The sequence below is a fragment of the Streptomyces sp. NPDC002324 genome, assembly GCF_053593335.1.
Window position 1 is genome coordinate 108,084 of sequence record NZ_JBSFCF010000030.1, and the last position, 14,793, is coordinate 122,876.

Annotated in this window: 14 protein-coding genes and 1 pseudogene; 5 read left to right on the forward strand and 10 right to left on the reverse strand. The window is 63.6% G+C overall.

Annotated elements, in window-relative coordinates; translation table 11 throughout:
* Window positions 1-44 precede the first annotated feature (44 nt).
* The gene (locus ACWCRJ_RS31700) at window positions 45-1,049 is read right to left on the reverse strand and encodes an endonuclease/exonuclease/phosphatase family protein (RefSeq protein WP_450942517.1); all 1,005 of its coding nucleotides are present in this window, start codon (window positions 1,047-1,049) and stop codon (window positions 45-47) included.
* A 640-nt stretch (window positions 1,050-1,689) separates the two neighbouring features.
* Between ACWCRJ_RS31700 and ACWCRJ_RS31705 the strand changes: the two genes are divergently transcribed.
* Complete coding sequence (locus ACWCRJ_RS31705; RefSeq protein WP_450942518.1) at window positions 1,690-2,187, forward strand: lamin tail domain-containing protein; 498 nt, start codon at window positions 1,690-1,692, stop codon at window positions 2,185-2,187.
* A gap of 254 nt (window positions 2,188-2,441) precedes the next feature.
* Here the strand turns inward: ACWCRJ_RS31705 and ACWCRJ_RS31710 are convergent, their stop codons facing one another.
* Window positions 2,442-2,891, reverse strand: coding sequence for a hypothetical protein (locus ACWCRJ_RS31710; RefSeq protein ID WP_450942519.1), 450 nt, complete (start codon window positions 2,889-2,891; stop codon window positions 2,442-2,444).
* A 307-nt stretch (window positions 2,892-3,198) separates the two neighbouring features.
* Between ACWCRJ_RS31710 and ACWCRJ_RS31715 the strand changes: the two genes are divergently transcribed.
* Entirely contained in the window at window positions 3,199-4,269 is a 1,071-nt protein-coding gene (locus ACWCRJ_RS31715; RefSeq protein ID WP_450942520.1) for a pentapeptide repeat-containing protein, read from the forward strand.
* A gap of 272 nt (window positions 4,270-4,541) precedes the next feature.
* Here ACWCRJ_RS31715 and ACWCRJ_RS31720 read toward each other — a convergent pair whose 3' ends face one another.
* Entirely contained in the window at window positions 4,542-6,740 is a 2,199-nt protein-coding gene (locus ACWCRJ_RS31720) for a hypothetical protein (RefSeq protein WP_450942521.1), read from the reverse strand.
* A gap of 701 nt (window positions 6,741-7,441) precedes the next feature.
* Window positions 7,442-7,948, reverse strand: coding sequence for a lamin tail domain-containing protein (locus ACWCRJ_RS31725; protein ID WP_450942522.1), 507 nt, complete (start codon window positions 7,946-7,948; stop codon window positions 7,442-7,444).
* Between the two features lie 670 nt (window positions 7,949-8,618).
* On the opposite strand from ACWCRJ_RS31725, the gene ACWCRJ_RS31730 reads away from it, so the two are divergent.
* Window positions 8,619-9,209, forward strand: a complete 591-nt coding sequence (locus ACWCRJ_RS31730) for a DUF6417 family protein (protein ID WP_450942523.1) — start codon at window positions 8,619-8,621, stop codon at window positions 9,207-9,209.
* A 206-nt stretch (window positions 9,210-9,415) separates the two neighbouring features.
* Here ACWCRJ_RS31730 and ACWCRJ_RS31735 read toward each other — a convergent pair whose 3' ends face one another.
* The 3 genes from ACWCRJ_RS31735 to ACWCRJ_RS31745 are packed head-to-tail and all read right to left on the reverse strand — an operon-like array spanning window position 9,416 to window position 10,794.
* Entirely contained in the window at window positions 9,416-9,982 is a 567-nt protein-coding gene (locus ACWCRJ_RS31735) for a hypothetical protein (protein ID WP_450942524.1), read from the reverse strand.
* Window positions 9,975-10,550, reverse strand: coding sequence for an RNA polymerase sigma factor (locus tag ACWCRJ_RS31740; RefSeq protein WP_450942525.1), 576 nt, complete (start codon window positions 10,548-10,550; stop codon window positions 9,975-9,977). Before ACWCRJ_RS31740 ends, ACWCRJ_RS31735 begins: the two co-directional genes overlap by 8 nt.
* A 1-nt stretch (window position 10,551) precedes the next feature.
* Window positions 10,552-10,794, reverse strand: coding sequence for a hypothetical protein (locus ACWCRJ_RS31745; RefSeq protein WP_450942526.1), 243 nt, complete (start codon window positions 10,792-10,794; stop codon window positions 10,552-10,554).
* Window positions 10,795-11,114: 320 nt separating this feature from the next.
* Here ACWCRJ_RS31745 and ACWCRJ_RS31750 point away from each other — a divergent pair, with 320 nt between their 5' ends.
* On the forward strand, window positions 11,115-12,413 hold the full coding sequence (locus ACWCRJ_RS31750; RefSeq protein WP_450942527.1) for a NucA/NucB deoxyribonuclease domain-containing protein: 1,299 nt from the start codon (window positions 11,115-11,117) through the stop codon (window positions 12,411-12,413).
* Window positions 12,414-12,468: 55 nt separating this feature from the next.
* On the opposite strand, the gene ACWCRJ_RS31755 is transcribed toward ACWCRJ_RS31750, so the two are convergent.
* Together ACWCRJ_RS31755 and ACWCRJ_RS31760 are read right to left on the reverse strand one after the other, a co-directional pair.
* Window positions 12,469-12,936 carry a hypothetical protein gene (locus ACWCRJ_RS31755; RefSeq protein ID WP_450942528.1) on the reverse strand — a complete coding sequence of 156 codons (468 nt, stop codon included), beginning with the start codon at window positions 12,934-12,936 and terminating at the stop codon, window positions 12,469-12,471.
* Window positions 12,937-12,999: 63 nt separating this feature from the next.
* The gene (locus ACWCRJ_RS31760; RefSeq protein WP_450942529.1) at window positions 13,000-13,662 is read right to left on the reverse strand and encodes a hypothetical protein; all 663 of its coding nucleotides are present in this window, start codon (window positions 13,660-13,662) and stop codon (window positions 13,000-13,002) included.
* Window positions 13,663-13,913: 251 nt separating this feature from the next.
* Between ACWCRJ_RS31760 and ACWCRJ_RS31765 the strand changes: the two are divergent.
* A pseudogene (locus ACWCRJ_RS31765) lies at window positions 13,914-14,240 on the forward strand (hypothetical protein); the annotation flags it as partial.
* 69 nt (window positions 14,241-14,309) lie between these two features.
* Here ACWCRJ_RS31765 and ACWCRJ_RS31770 read toward each other — a convergent pair.
* Window positions 14,310-14,793: putative toxin (locus ACWCRJ_RS31770; RefSeq protein ID WP_450942530.1), on the reverse strand; the 484-nt coding region annotated here is incomplete at its 5' end.

The window sequence follows — 14,793 nt, forward strand, 5'->3', positions numbered from 1 at the left end:
GGTAAGTCACACTGCAACCAGGCCACGGGGCGTACAGGCGCTGTTCAGTCGGCTGTGCTGACGTGCATGGCGATGGGGTAGTGGTCGGAGTAGCCGTCTTCGTTGATCTCCTTGCCCATGCCACCGAAGAGGACGGGCGCGGGGTAGCGTCCGGTGCCGACCATGGCAGCGGGGTCGGTGACGATGTGGACCGAGCCGGGCTCGGCGCGGAAGACGGCGCCGGTGGTGAGCATGTTCTTGTTGACCAGGAACTGGTCCAGGACGTTGGCCTGGTTCTCGAAGTAGTAGGTGCCGGACGGGCGGGGGCCGGGCTGGTCGTCGGTGCCCAGCACGGGCCACATCAGGTTGAACAGCCGTTGCGCGGTGGTGGAGTTGAGGACCTTTTTGCGTTGCCGGCTGCTCAGGGCATGTTGGGTTAGTGAGGGGTCGAAGGGTTCGTCGTTGAAGTCGCCCATGACGAGCACCGGGGTTTCCGGCCCGTGCACCTCGATGGCGCGTTCGTGGAAGTAGGCAAGGGTTTCCCCGGCCACGGCCCGGTAGGGCGCCGACTCCAGCTGGCCCCCGCTGCGGGAGGGCCAGTGGTTGGCGAAAACCGCCCAGGTCTGTCCTTGGGCGGTTTCGAAGTTGACGTGCAGAATTTCGCGGGTGCCGGTGCGGCGCATCACGACGTGCTGGAACACTTGGTCGGCGGGTGCGGTGAACATCGTGGAGTCGAAGATGAACGCCACGTCGATACCCCGGTGGTCGGAGGTGTCGGCGTGCGCGACGTCGTAGGTGCGGCCGGGCACGAGAGCATTGACGGCTGCGGTCAGCTGCTGCATGACGAACTCGTTCTCCACCTCGCAGACCCCCAGCAGGTCCGGTCCCTGGCCGCTGTTCATCTGTGCGATCACCGACGCCAGCTGGCTGATCTTGCGGTCGCGCAGCTGCGGCGTCCAGCCTCGCAGATCCTCCCCCAGCACCCGTTGGAGCTTCTCACTGCGCCGCGGGGAGTTCTCTTCGTCGAAAAGGTTCTCGACGTTCCACCAAGCAACGTAGATCGATCCCATGCCTGCCCAGCCCTTCGCCTTGTAGCCGTGAAGGTGCCGGCCGCGGTCACCTTCGTTGTGGAACCGGATTCGCCGCGCTCGTCACGGTCGATCTTTGAGATGAGCGGGTCTGGTCGCTGAGATCGCAGGAACGCAGATCGCGGACCGAGCCGCCGCTGTTCGCCATGTACGCGCAGCGTCTCTTGCAGTCCCGTCTCTCGCCCGGGCACTGCAATCTGACCTGTGATCAAGGGCCGCCGGCCGACAGGACTGTCATCACCGCAGGCTCTGTGCGGCGATGCCGGGGCTTCCTTCCGAAGCCGACCTCTCGGCAGGCCAGTCGACAGCGGCCTGCGCTGAACGGGGGCTCGGCCGGACCCGACACAGGTACGGTCGGAGAAGACGACCCTCAAAACGACGACCACGGCGGCACGCAACACGATCCTGAGCATGCCGACAGAAACACCCCTTGCCTCCTTTGCCGGGCGGGATCACTCTCCGGTTCATTCCGTCGGCGGTATGGCCAACCGCGTCGACGCCAGGTCCCCTGGCCAGCATGTGTCACTCGAATGGGTGGAAGCCCCTTCGGTGTGCAACCGTCGCAGGCGCTGAAAAGTCCTCCACCAACAACACCGCTCGTTTCACGTGGAGGAGCACCATCTTGCGTAAGCGTTCCATCCTGGCCGTAGCCGTCACCGCGGGCACTGTCGCAGCCCTGGTACCCGCGATGTCGGCGCAGGCTGCCGAGTACAGCTCGGCGCTGAAGGTCCGCGGGGTGCAGTACGACGCACCCGGTAGGGACTCCAACAGCTGCTCCAGCGGCAACACGGCCGCCGAGTACCTGACGGTGAAGAACTACTCCTCCACGGCGACCGTCAACCTCAAGGGCTACGTCGTCAAGGACGCCACCGGTAACTACTTCACGTTCCCCGCCAACCACTACCTGGAGCCCGGCGACTACGTGAAGCTGCGCGGCGGCCACGGCAGCGACTCCGACAAGTCCAACGTGGTCTACCGCGACAACTGCAACTTCCTGTGGAACAACGACCGCGACACCATCTACCTGTACAAGCCCTCCGGCAGCCGGGCTGACGTCCACTCCTACACCAAGAGCGGATCCGACGCCGACGGCGACGGCTACATCCGCTACCACAACTGAGCCCAGTTGAAGCCGGTCGTCACGGTGCCCAAGGGGCGGGCTGCCTGGGGATCGTCCATGCCGACCAGGCACCGCTTCTGAAACTGAACCGGATCCCGTGCTTCGCGCGCTTGCCGCAAGCCGGCGTTCCTGGCGTGGCGCAAAGAGCCGGCTCCGTCGGCCTGCGGCAAGCGTGCAACGCGGCGGTGCGGGGATGCGAAGCGCCCGTCCTTTCCGGGTGATGCCGACGAGGGACGGGCGTGGGCGTGCAGGGCTCAGTCCTGGAGCTTCATGCCCTTGGGAGAGATGAGGCCCTTGTCGGGGTGGGCGCGGAATGTCGCCGTCCAGACGGTGGGCGGGCAGGACGTGCCGTTGGGGTGCTGCTCGGTCAGCTTGGCTCGTGCGCTGTCCTCGACGACCTTGTCGCCGTCCTTCACGGAGATCACGGTGAGCTGTACCGGCACGGTAGCGGCGCCGATGGCGTCAGGGAGTTGGGCGGTCAGCGTGGCGAACGGGTCGTCGGGGCTGCCTGATGTCCGTTCCTCGCAGGTGCCGTCCACGCACAGCCGGATCCGCGCCGCGTCCCGGGTACCGAAGTCGGCGGGCTGCCACACGGCGGCGACCTGTGAGTCCGCATCGGCCTCGGTGCACGTGGTGTCCTGGCCCAGGAATGAGCATCCGGTCAGGGCAAGCGCCAGCAGGGGTGCGAGAAGGGTGTGGCGCATGTCAATACCTCGCTACGGTGCCAGGAAGGCGTTTTTGGCCAGTCCGATGGCGGTGAAGACCAGCCATCGTGGGTCGACGGCCTCGCCGCTTTTGTTGCCGGAGATGATGCCATCGCCGCCGCCTTCCCCCCGCCAGAACGAACGGTAAGCGAAAGAGACGCGGCTGCCTCACCGCCTACCACGGTTCGTGAGCAGCTTCATGCCCCGATGCATGCTTCTCGATCACACGCCTCCTGGGCTCCCCCTCGATGGGCCCGCAGAGTAGCCCTGCCGCAACTATCTGTAGACCTCGGCCGTCTTCGTGGTCATGAGCCCACGTCTGCTCCTACGTCAGAGCGAACGGCACGAGTCCCGTATGTGGCCGGTCGGTATTGTCCTGCCAGTTGTCTTCACCACTGCAGCCCTGGTTGCAGCCGTCGTCTTCTACATCGGCTGGAACCTGCTTGGTGCACGCGAGTTGCAGCTCGAAACTCGCGTCGACTCCAAGACTCTGCTGGATCTGGTCAAAGTAGCCTTCGGTGTCGTAGCCGGCGCGGGCGGTCTGGTCGCCCTCGTGGTGGCCTACCGTCGGCAACGCGTGACCGAGGACGGTGCCCTGCGTGATGCCACGCGATTGCACACCGAACGCTTCACCACGGCTGTATCCCAGCTCGGCGAGGATTCCGCGGCCGTCCGTTTCGGCGGTATCCACGCCCTGGCTGGCCTCGCCGATGATGCACCCACCCGTGAACTGCGCCAGACCTGCATAGACGTTCTGTGCGCCTACCTGCGGCTGCCGTATGTCGCCGAAGCAGAGCTACCGGAGGGAGTCAGCGAAGCCAGGTTCAACTACCTGGCCTTGCGTGAAGTTCGGCGTACCACGATCCGGCTCATCCGCGACCATCTCCGTCTGCCTCCGAACCATCACCAGTCCTGGCAGGGCCACAGTTTCGACTTCACCAACGTCGTCTTTGACGGGGGAGACCTTGGCGGTGCGGTCTTCTCCGGCGGCGCGATCCACTTCCACGGTGCATCATTCGTCGGCCAAGCGATCAACTTCAGCGGCGCGGTATTCTCCGGAGCCACCGTTAACTTTGGCGGCGCAGCCCACCTCGGCGGGGCCGACTTTGCTGCCGGAGATGTCAACTTCAGTGGGGCTGAATTCTCCGGCGGCACGGTCACGTTCAACGAAGCAGTCTTCTCCGGAGCGACCGTCAGGTTCAACGGCGCGACGTTCTCTCGTGCCGTGGTCGACTTCAGCGGGGCGCGGTTTCATAGTGGAGTGGTCGACTTCAGCGAGGCGCGCGGGCCTGCACCGCTTCACCTTGTGCCAGAAGCGGGCTCTCCCATACCGGGGCCACTCATCCTCGCGGAATCTTGGCAAACAGCAGGTCCCTGATCTGCGTGCTTCAGCCAGGGAGTACGCATCGCTCGGCGCCGACGTACGGGCTGAGAACGAGCCAGCGGCACATGCTTTCGAGGCGGTGACGCTGTACCGAGCGATCCTGCAGTTCGAAGATTCCCTGATACTTCAGCGAGTTCAAGCATCAGGAGAGGTGTCGGTTGAGTACGTGGCATGTGGTGCGAGTGCTGGATCAGAGGCAGTAGGGAACCCTGCCTGCGGACGGGGTTCTGGGGGTACAGGGACCTGTCGGCCAACGAGGGACCCGGTTACGCGGCCTTGCTATTCGAATGGGCGCGCATTATTCCGAGGAAATTGCTCGCGTTTACGTGAAGGTTAAGTTGCTCCTGGCCAGGGAGTGAGGAACGCTTCAGAGCGGCCACCTTGCCCTGCTTGCTCATTTGGATTATTGCCTCCATGGAGCGTGCGCCATGTTCGTATTGCGGAACCGCAAGGAGGGCATGCAATATTCCATCATCAACCTCGTAGCCGTCGCCCTTCTTCGCAATTTCATGCTTGTCGAATAGAGAGTGGAGAATCAGGGCTCGACGCAACATGGTGCGTCGACTTGGAGCCCTTGTCGGAGACTCGGAATCCACGTCATATATGTCTATGTACCCTCGCATTCTGCTTAGAAAGTCTGCGCCTTTTGCGTTAATTCCTGCGGATTCGCGCGTCTTACCTTTAAACGATTCGTAATTCTCGCTGGTCCCTCCCGCGAACACGAATATCGCCGGGCCGATCAGGTGGGTCGCCTCTGCTTGCTGGAACTTACCGTCTTGTATTGGCGCCAGGAAATACCTGAGCCACCCCATTGGAGTGCCATCAAGGGGTGTATCGAATTCATCCCAAAAAGCCAGTGGCACTCGACCTGATAGGGCTATGTCGCGCACTTCGTGAAGAGCACCTACAAGTTCGGAAGCTGAGTTGAACTGTGAAAGGTTAAACGTCCTCAGATCGATTATGCCGTCACTAGTCCACGGGGAAACTAGCTGCTTGATCGCGAAACCTTTCCCGGATCCCGGCTTGCCGAATACGGCCACTGCCAACGGCTTCGCTTTGCGCAGATCTCCACTATTGCAGTAATTTTCTATTAGGTTGTGGATTGAATGCAAGCTCTCAATTTCTACCTGGTCGGCTGTCACTAGCTTTCCGAACGTGGCCACTGGAACGTGAGAGAGGTACTTTTCCAGGGCCTCCTCTCCTCGGCGAGACACTTCTAGCAAGGGGGCATTGTGAGTGTTGAGGCGATCGTCAACGCTGAATAGAGATGGGGGTGAGTTTCTGTCATTTCCATTCCACCCTCCGTCAGGTGCAGGAGTCGCCAGACTGAGCCGTTCATATAGAGGGTGGTCCTCGATTCCTTCGAATATCCCAGAAGGAGACTTGAATTCTCCTTCTATGCGTCGGTTTGCCCCGTCTCCTGTTGAGCCAGGGGCTTCGAAACCTTGCTCGTACAGTCGCTGCATAGCTACAAGGCCACATCGAACTGCATCACGCAGGTCAAGCATACTTTCACTCTTACCATCGAATCTGGCTACCGCTGAAACGAGTGAAGCGCACAGGGCGCTGCCATACCCAAACATCATGCCGGCCTTATGTTGCGCGGCCCACTCACCCTCCATCAAATTGTGGTTATAAATGAGCGTCCAAGGGTCGTTTTCAACTTGCTCCAGGAGCAACGCTCCGCTAGGCCCAAAGGAGATTACAAGATGTCTACAAAGCGCCAGATCTTTTAGTTCGGGTCGTCCATTTATTTCCGTCAGAACGTCGTTAGTGGAACGTTCCCAAGATAGGTTTCTACTGATCTCTGCACCTTTGTCGCGCAAGCGTGCGGCAGCGACCAATACAATCAGGCGATCCTTGATCCAGTCATCCTCATTCCGAAGACGGTTGGACAGTTCGTCCCAGAGCGGGCCGCTTGCCACCTCATGACTCATCTTCAGGACGATCCATGGAGGGTTTTTGTTGGACTCGCCGATTTTCGTAATTGCGTTGCGCCAATTTTGTTCGCTGTTACGGAAGCCCAAGGCCGCGTCATCTATTACTATAACCCGATGGCTTTTTCTGGCTTTTCGGGAGGGTGTGGCTGAATGGCGATCCGTTTCATGATTCTTTCTAAACCCAATGAACTGCTGAACCCTGAAACATTCACCTGGGCCACTCTCCCCCTTCTTGAAGTTGGCTAGAATCGCAAAGGAGTGATTGTACGGGGTCTTGTACGCCTTAAGATCACTTTCCTTGGGGTCAGGACAAACGCAGTCGCAACTCTCCCCCCTTCCTCCAATTGCTTGATCTATCATCGACTTGAGCAGGAATACGCCGCCTTTGTGCCAGCACAAACCTACAGAGACGTGCAGTCGCTCATCCGGGCTGCGGCTTTCATAATCGCTTGACGGGTTAACGCACCAGTCGATCGTTTGGTCGCCGGTGACGAAAATTGAGTTCTTCAGCAGAATCTTTGACATTTCGAACCTACCGGCTGAGCTAGTCGCTCGAATCGCGTTTTCGAAACTCGTCGATCGCGTAATCCACGAGACCCGTGGAGAGCTTTACGGCCTTACGCCCAGGATGTTCTGCCCAATGTGCCTATATCCGCAAGTTCGTGGCGGGCATCCCTTGTTCCAGTAGACATGAGGGCGGCGCCGCACGCCACCCGGACACCTCTTGGACAGGCGGGTGCGTGGTGTCCCAGTGACGGCAGCGGTGAAGCGCACAACCCCTGCTGGTTACCTACGCAGGCAACCCAACGGCGAGGTCTCAGGGAGACCTGTCCGGCGGCCGGCCCCGATCCTGGACACCAAGCAGCGATGCTGAGTTCGGTGGGTGTGGTGGATGAAGTTACGGACGGCCGGGCCGCTGACCACGAGGGCTCAACCTGAACACACTGACTTGACAGGGAACACCGAGGGCGGCCCGGCCGTCACCGGTGAGTGGGGGAACGACGACTCCGTCGCTCACAGGGCGGACGGAACTTGCACGGCCCCGGCAATGGCGGCCTGGCTCAGCCCGGCGGACCTGATGGCGGCGCCTGGGCAGTCCGAGGCGGGCCGCAGCCTTCCCCAGAGACGCAAGACCAGGGTGCGGCCATTGGTAGCGCTCGCAGGGGCGCGCCCGGCCGTGGGTGGCCGGGCGCGTCCCTGTCGTTGTCGGGGTGTGCGGTGTGGGGTCAGTGGTGGCGGTTGCCGCCGTTGTGGTGGCCGTCTCCGCCGCCGTGGTGGTGGCCCCAGGAGTCGCTGTCGATGTAGCGGCCGTGGTCGTTGCGGAGGGTGGCGGTGTCGGAGCGGTTGTCCCAGACGTAGCGGCGGCTGTCCTGGTAGAGGTCGGTGTCGGTGTCGCGGCCGCGTCCGGTGTGGATGCGGACGGTGGTACGGCCGTCCAGGCGGTAGTCCTCGAAGGTGTAGGTGTGGCCGTCCTCGTCCTCGAGGGTCCAGCCGTCGAGGTTGACGCTGCGGCGGGCGTTGTTGGTGATCTCCACCCACTCCCGGTTCAGGGAGCGGTTGGAGCGGTCGTCGTAGCCGGGGGAGTCGTACTGGACGTCCGAGATCTTCACCCTCGACCGCTCAGGACGGTGGTCGGCGGCCGATGCCGGCAGCGTGACCATGGAGACCACGGCGCCGGCGGCGAGCGCGGCGGCGACGAGACTGCGGGCGGTGACAGAAGCGGAAGCGGACATGAGTCCCCCTCAGGGTGCGGACACCATGTCCCGCGGAAGCCTGTCCAGGCGCCGGGGATCTGGTGTGGTGTTTCGTCGGCGGCCGGCTGGCCGCACGCGCACTTTGTCCACACCACGACGCACCCCCGGGCAGAACATGGCCTCTGTTACCTGCTGCCCATATTTCCATGACTCTCAGATGCAACGCCCACTTATGTCACATGTGGTCGCGTTGACGTGCCGACAGATCGAGCAACCCTTGCGGGAGTTGAGGAACGCCGCCGCTCCGCCACGGTGCGCCACGGTGCGGGGGTTCGGGCCGTCACCCGAAAGTGAGTAACAGGAGACCGCCACAGAGCACTCGGGTGTTTCTACAGATCGCGGATGCCGAGGTCGCGCTGCTACTCGGGCGTAGTCGTACGGCGCGTCCCGGTACAGAACACATGCTCCTTTCCGAGCTGATCGGATGGGAGAGCACTTCCCTCACCCGGCAGGACGCCCGCTTTTATCGGGCCGTCGGCTTCGGCACAGACCGGCCTGGCGACGGGGGAGTCTCATCGTCGTGCGCGATTGGACCCCGCATGGTTGGTCGTTTCCTCCGCCCGCGACATCTCGTTGAAGCCCCGAACGCCGATTCACTGGGACGGGGGCGGTTGTGCGGGGCGGGGAGCAGGTTCTTACGGCGCTCGGTGTGCTGGATGAGCGGGCGCGGGCGTCGGTGCACGGCTGGGTGCTGGCCGCGGATGTGCTGGCGATGAAGCAGCAGGTGCGGGGGCTTGCCGACCGCGGTCTGGTGGAGATCGCCACGAGGGAGGACCGGGCGGAGCTGTCGGCGTGGGAGGGCACGCTGGTGCTGTGGGCGGCCCGTCTTTCCCCGGCCGGACACGATCTCCTGCTCTACGCCCGCTCCTGCCCCCGCCCCCGCAACACCGTCGACGAACCGGACACGGGACGGCGCCTGGTGAAGTTGCTGCCCTCGCAGATGGCGGCGCTGCGTCTGTTCCTGAGCCTGGCCGACCAGCTCCGGGTGCCGATGGCGGCAGGGCTGGCGGAGCAGGCACGTACGGCCCGCCGCGATCACGGCGAACGGCGATGGCTGCTGTACCTGACACTGGAACAGATGGAGTCGGTGGCGTACGGGTTCTGGCTGCACCGGATGACCGGATCGGCGATGGAAGCCAACCACTTCGCCCGCGATCACGGCATCACTCACCACCCCGCTCCACACTCACGGACCTCTCCCTCCTCTGCACGACCGACCAACCCGTACGAACAGCCGTGAGCGGCATCATGGCGTCCAGACCGTCTTGGCCTCCGCCGCACTGCGGACCGCGCTGAAAAGACTGTTCTTGGGAGTTGTCGGTCTCCGATCGCTAGTGTGCTGCAGGCCCGAGAAGGGGCTGCGGCACACGTCGTTGAGGTGAGGCCGGGGCGGAGTCAGATGTCGTCAGCGGGCACCGAGGAGACAGACTTCACGGGGTTCACCGATCAGGTTCGCGAGGGCGTGTAGCAGCCTTCGTAGTCGTCGGAATGGTCGAAGAGGTAGAAGACCGATCGGCGGGCATCCCGCAGCCGGTTCATCAGGGTCTTGACCTCCTCGCCCTCAAGCACGCCTGCAGTGTTCAGAGCCGCGGTGAAGTCCTGAGCGGTGTCGAAGTAGTAGTCCGCCATACTCCTGGTCAACGTCCGAGTCCGCAGCGCTCGCTGCACGACTTCGGTCATCTCACAGAGGCCTGCCAGCTTGCGGTCACGTCCGAGACCCGCGTCGTTCAAGGCGTCCATGACCTCTTGGAGGGCTTCCACGGCCACCACCACCGCGCCGTTGCTCTCCTCCTCGGCACCGGGGCGCTCTGTCAAGGATTTGCGCTGTTGCACCAAGCGCGGTGGCACCGAACGAGCACGCTGATACATGTTGCCTGGGGCTCGGCCCGGGGCGTTTCCGTCTTCTGCGGTGTTGATGGCTGTCAGGAGTTCAGAGTCGACGGACATCAGCAGCTGATCGAGGCGGTCGTCGGCCTCGGTCTGGTCATCGCTCTCGTTCAGGAATTCACTCACGGGTCTCGCCCTCCTCCAGGCCTAGATTGATCTTCAGCTGGCGTCTGGCGCGACACAGGTTCTGCCGTACGGCGGCTGGTGGTTGTTTGAGTTCGGTCGCGATTTCTGCGGTGCTGAAGCCGTCCAGGGACCAGGCGAGGGTGCTGCGCTGTGCCGGCGGCAGTTGCCGAATCGCGTTGAGGACGCTGGTGGCCTCCTCGGACAGGATCACCTTGTCGATGGGGCTGCTTGCGTCGGGCCGGTCCGGAACCTCGTCAGTCGGTTCCTCCTGGAGGTTGCACTGCCGCAAGTAGAACCGCAGCGCCGCCGTGCGGAGGTAGGCGCGGGGAGTACGTAACGTCTGCCAGCGATCGGGGAGGACGGCTGCCAGGGCGTCCTGGACGGCGTCGGCGGCCTCGAACTCGCTGGCGCCCTGGTACATCAGAAACTTGATCAGATGCTTTTTCTCGGCAGCGTAGAAGGCGTCGAAAGTCTCGTGCGACTGCCTACTGAAAGGTGGTAGCACCACGGGCCGTGCCTGGCGGGGGCGCGGCCCGGTGTGTCCGGGCGGAGCCGGAGTTTCACTCATGTCACGCTGCCTCGTCGTCCGGGAGCTTAATCGTGATGCGCCGTCCGTCGGGGAGGATCTCGGTGATCTCACTTCCGGCCGGCAGGAGACCGATCGTGTCGATCAGGCTCTCCCGGTGCTGCTCTGCGCGGGCGATCTCCATCTCCGTACGGCGCCGGTACACCCATGCGCGCAGCCAGGTACAGCCCAGCCGTAGCAGTTCGACTGCCACGGCCGAGCCCGCGGTGATCGTCACTGGCTCCATGTGAACTCCCAATATCCGTCGGCGCGGTCCATGCGCCGTGTTGCCCCCTTGAGTCGCCTTCTTCTAGGAATGTGACATTTCGCAGGTCAGCGGCCGAGGAACGTTATTGGGAGGCCGTTGTCAGTGCCTGGTGGTTTGATCGCATCAGTTCGGCGTGGACACGCCAGCTTGCGGTGTCCGCGCTGTTTCTGACCATGCGTCAAACACGGGGATACAGCATGAGAATACGAGATCTGCTGTGTACGGGGACCGTCGCACTGACGGTGCTCGGCAGCTGCCTGACCACTGCTCAGGCTTCGGACAGTTCGGATGATCTGCGGGTGGAGTCATACGTACTCCCGGTAGGAGCGGCGAAGCCGTCGCTGGAGGAGCTGCGAAGCGGCCAGGGCCTGGAGCGGCTGCGGGAGCTGGCTGGGCAGAGTGAACCGGGGGTGGGGCTGGCTGCGGAGACGGTGGGGCCGGCGGCCTCGTACGCGCCGCTATCGCGCAGGGCCTCCGGGACCGCGCCGGAGACACGGGAGGAGCCGTCGGCTGCTCCGATGGCGACGACTGCGCCGGAACCGGCACGGACGATGACGTTCGAGGAGTGCAAGAAGGGCCTGGGCAGCAGCAAGGCGTTCTATGTGAAGTCGCGGTTCGCGGTGTGCAACGGGGCGTCGTTCCTGCAGACCTGGGTGCGCAACAACCAGCCGGTCGGCGAGAGCATGGTCAACGTCCGAGTGGTCGGCACGATCGCCAAGAACAGCCGCACGATCGACTTCCGGTACTACTTCACCGACTTCGTCACGACGGGCACGACCGGTGCGGCCGCGATGCCGATCACGACGAAGGGCAACATCCCGCAAAGCTGGCCGGCCGGAGCAAGCTACACCCGGGGCGGCAACAAGCCGACCACGAAGACGTTCACAGAGCTGAAGGCGCTGCGGACGTTCAACGAGACAGTGCACGCCAAACCGGGGCAGGGCAAGAAGGCTCCCACCGACCTGCTCTTCGCGGTCTACGAGCCGGCCATCAGCTACAGCCCACCGGCCGGGTGGACGCTGAGCGGGGCACGGGGCGGCAAGCTGTTCATGCTCGCGCCGCGCTGGGAGAGCGCCTCGTACCTGGCCAACTCCACCGGCGGCAGCAAGCCGGAGAAGAGGGGTGCAGCCACGTTCAGCTACGTGCCCACCCTCACCTTGAGCGCCAAGGCGGGAGCCGATGAACGCGCCGAGGCTCAGCACATCAGGCAGGCGTTCCTCGTCCCTGGCGACACCAAGCCGTACATGTCGGCGAAGAAAGTGCCCGGGCAGACGGCCAAAGACCCGCTGCACCGGACGGTGAGCGCCGCCCGCAATGACAAGAACCGGGCAGCGGCGGTCAAGCAGTGCAAGCGGTACTGGGGAGCCAACTACACCAACGGCGGGACGAAGGAGTGCGACGAATACCCCTTCGCGAGCACCTATGAAGGGGCCGCAGAGAACTACTACGACCCCGAGGTGACGAAGTTCAACTTCTCCGCGAAGCCGATCCCGAAGGATGACAACAAGGCAGGCGGCCTCATCCTGAAGAGCTTCTACGCCAAGAACCGCCTCATCGACGGACTCGACGACGGCTTCATCGTGAAGATCACCGGCTGAGCCGGACAAGGCCGTTGCGGCGGGCCGGTCACACCGGCCCGCCGCCACAGGCTGTTCAGGACGGCGCGGGCCAGAACTGCACGAGGTACCGCTCGACACCGTGCCCAGTGCCCTCGCCCTCGGACAGAGCCGCCGCCGCAGCCCGGCCTGCGCAGCTGACCCGCACCCGCCACGAACCACCCGCACCGCCCAGGGTCACGACGTCGTCGCTGCGGCCGGTGTGCATGGACCACACGGCTACCTCGCCGCTGGTGGATGTGAAGTCGGCTTCGGCCTGCTCGTCCCAGCCTGCAGGATCCTCCTGGGGCGCAGGCCCGTCCCACACTTCGACGGTGACGGTGGCGGTGTGGGTGTGGCCGCCGCTGGTGATGTCCAGCCGACCGGGGTGGGTACTGACGAAGCTCCCGAAGTCGAAGTCGTCGGGGAAGGGCATCGGCAGGTCGGCGTCATCCGACTCCTGCAATCCGAAAGCGTGGAACCCCACGTAGGCATCCACCTGCTGCTGCCGGACAAGCTCCGCCATAAGCGCCCTCTCCAACGTGACCGACCGTCCTCTCCAAGATCCTAGGACCGCACCTTCGGCCCGCTACTGAGAATGAGACACAAAGCAGCAGCTGCGCGGAGATTCGTCGCGCACCCTCCAGATCTCTTTCCACTGCCGGGCGTGGTGGGCCGCTAGCAGCGGGTCGGGCACCTCGGTGCGCCGCATCGCGAGGCTCACCCCGCATCCCATACACAGCTGATGGATCCAGTAAACGCCGTCGTTCCAGATACTGGTGTTGTCCCGACTCCCGCATACTCGGCACGTCAGCGCTGGAGCTTCATCGGGCGGAACCGACGAACGGAGCACCCGCTCGACCACGACCGGCAGCGGCTCGTCGGGATGGGTTGTCGGTTCGGGACAGTAAGCGATGTTCCCCCACCCGCGCTGCCAGCCTCGCCAGGACCCGTCTGGTCTCATCTGCCGAAAGCCGCGTGCTTTGTCCGCCCGGCGACTGTTGGCATAGGCGCGTTCGTCAGCGAGCCAGAGCTGTCGGGCGTGGTGCAACTCCTCGACGGCGCGTATGAGCGAGCTCGGATCCTTCTCCAGATCCTTGGGGATTCCAGCGCTGAGGCACAGGTGATGGTACGTTGCCCGGAAGCCGTAGGGCGCGAAGTGGACGAGGCACGATCGCAAATTCGAATGCCGGGCGCGGGTGGGCAGGCCCTCATCGTGGACCCGTCTCCGGTGCGTGTTGAAGCTGCTCATCCCTGGACGCTACGGCCTGCCGTGCACGGATCGCACTTCACTTTGACCCATGATTTCGGCCCGGCCGTCTTCTTCACGAGAGTGCTGCCGGAACCGTTTGCAACGAGCCCCATCAAGGGGGCAGTCGACTGATGAGGCCGTACGTCCAGGGACGGCAGTAAAGCGCCGGGCAAGCAGAGTCCGTGCCGTATACATGGCCGATCCCGATTTTCGACGGCGCCCGGCCCACCGGGGTCGAGGAGTCCGGTTTCCGTGAACCGGCCGCCGCCGACCGCTGGACCTGGCTCGTCATTGTCGCCCACACCCAACTCCGCCTTGCCCGGCCCCTCGCAGAAGATCTCCGTAAACGCTGGGAACGGCCCGCGCGCCAAGGGCGTCTCACACCAGCGCGTGTCAGTCGAGGATTTCGCCGCCTCCATGGGAAAACCCCTCAGCCGACCAGCGCACCGAAACCCAGCACCGCAGGCCCCGGCCGGCCAACCGGCATGAAGAACAAGCACCGCGCACGCGAACACCCTGTTGGGAAACAGAACAAACCAAACCTCGCGACAGCCATCACAGGCAGCAAAGCTGCATAAACGCCAAGCTTAGGGTGCCCGTCGGATGGGTTCTCGCCTGGCACCGTGCGGCCGAAGGCCTTGACGGGATCAGTAGATCTTCAGACGGCGGATTTCCAGCAGGCCGGATTTGCGGAGGACAACGAGTGCCTGTTTCAGGGAGGGCGACAGGACGGTGCCTGCCTTGCCCGCGATGCTGGGGCGGATGTAGAGCACCATCTTGAGGTTCGAGGCCTGCGCGAAGAAGATGAAGTCGGTCATCTGAGGTGTCAGGCGGAGGTAGGCGACGTTCTTGACCTCCCAGAAGCTCTTGAAGTGGACCGCGTCGGGATATCTCGCCGTTGCCGTACCCGTGATCGATCCGATGTTGACGCGTGCCCGGTTCGGCGACAGATCGAGTCCTTTCTCCGCCTTGATTCCTTTCCTCCGGCCCCTCTGCGGGTCGCCCTTGGAGGCCATCGCCACGACCGTCACGCCTGCTAGTGCCGCATCAGGCAACGTTCGCCCTGGGCGGTCTGCGACGATGGCGCCATGGACGAGGAAGTCATTCCCATTCTTCGCGTTGTGGACGCTG

Coding starts and splice junctions, on each gene's coding strand:
- ACWCRJ_RS31700 (WP_450942517.1), bottom strand. CDS start 1,049: ATGGGATCGATCTACGTTGCTTGGTGGAACGTCGAGAACCTTTTCGAC.
- ACWCRJ_RS31710 (WP_450942519.1), bottom strand. CDS start 2,891: ATGCGCCACACCCTTCTCGCACCCCTGCTGGCGCTTGCCCTGACCGGA.
- ACWCRJ_RS31715 (WP_450942520.1), top strand. CDS start 3,199: ATGAGCCCACGTCTGCTCCTACGTCAGAGCGAACGGCACGAGTCCCGT.
- ACWCRJ_RS31720 (WP_450942521.1), bottom strand. CDS start 6,740: ATGTCAAAGATTCTGCTGAAGAACTCAATTTTCGTCACCGGCGACCAA.
- ACWCRJ_RS31725 (WP_450942522.1), bottom strand. CDS start 7,948: ATGTCCGCTTCCGCTTCTGTCACCGCCCGCAGTCTCGTCGCCGCCGCG.
- ACWCRJ_RS31740 (WP_450942525.1), bottom strand. CDS start 10,550: ATGAGTGAAACTCCGGCTCCGCCCGGACACACCGGGCCGCGCCCCCGC.
- ACWCRJ_RS31745 (WP_450942526.1), bottom strand. CDS start 10,794: ATGGAGCCAGTGACGATCACCGCGGGCTCGGCCGTGGCAGTCGAACTG.
- ACWCRJ_RS31755 (WP_450942528.1), bottom strand. CDS start 12,936: ATGGCGGAGCTTGTCCGGCAGCAGCAGGTGGATGCCTACGTGGGGTTC.
- ACWCRJ_RS31760 (WP_450942529.1), bottom strand. CDS start 13,662: ATGAGCAGCTTCAACACGCACCGGAGACGGGTCCACGATGAGGGCCTG.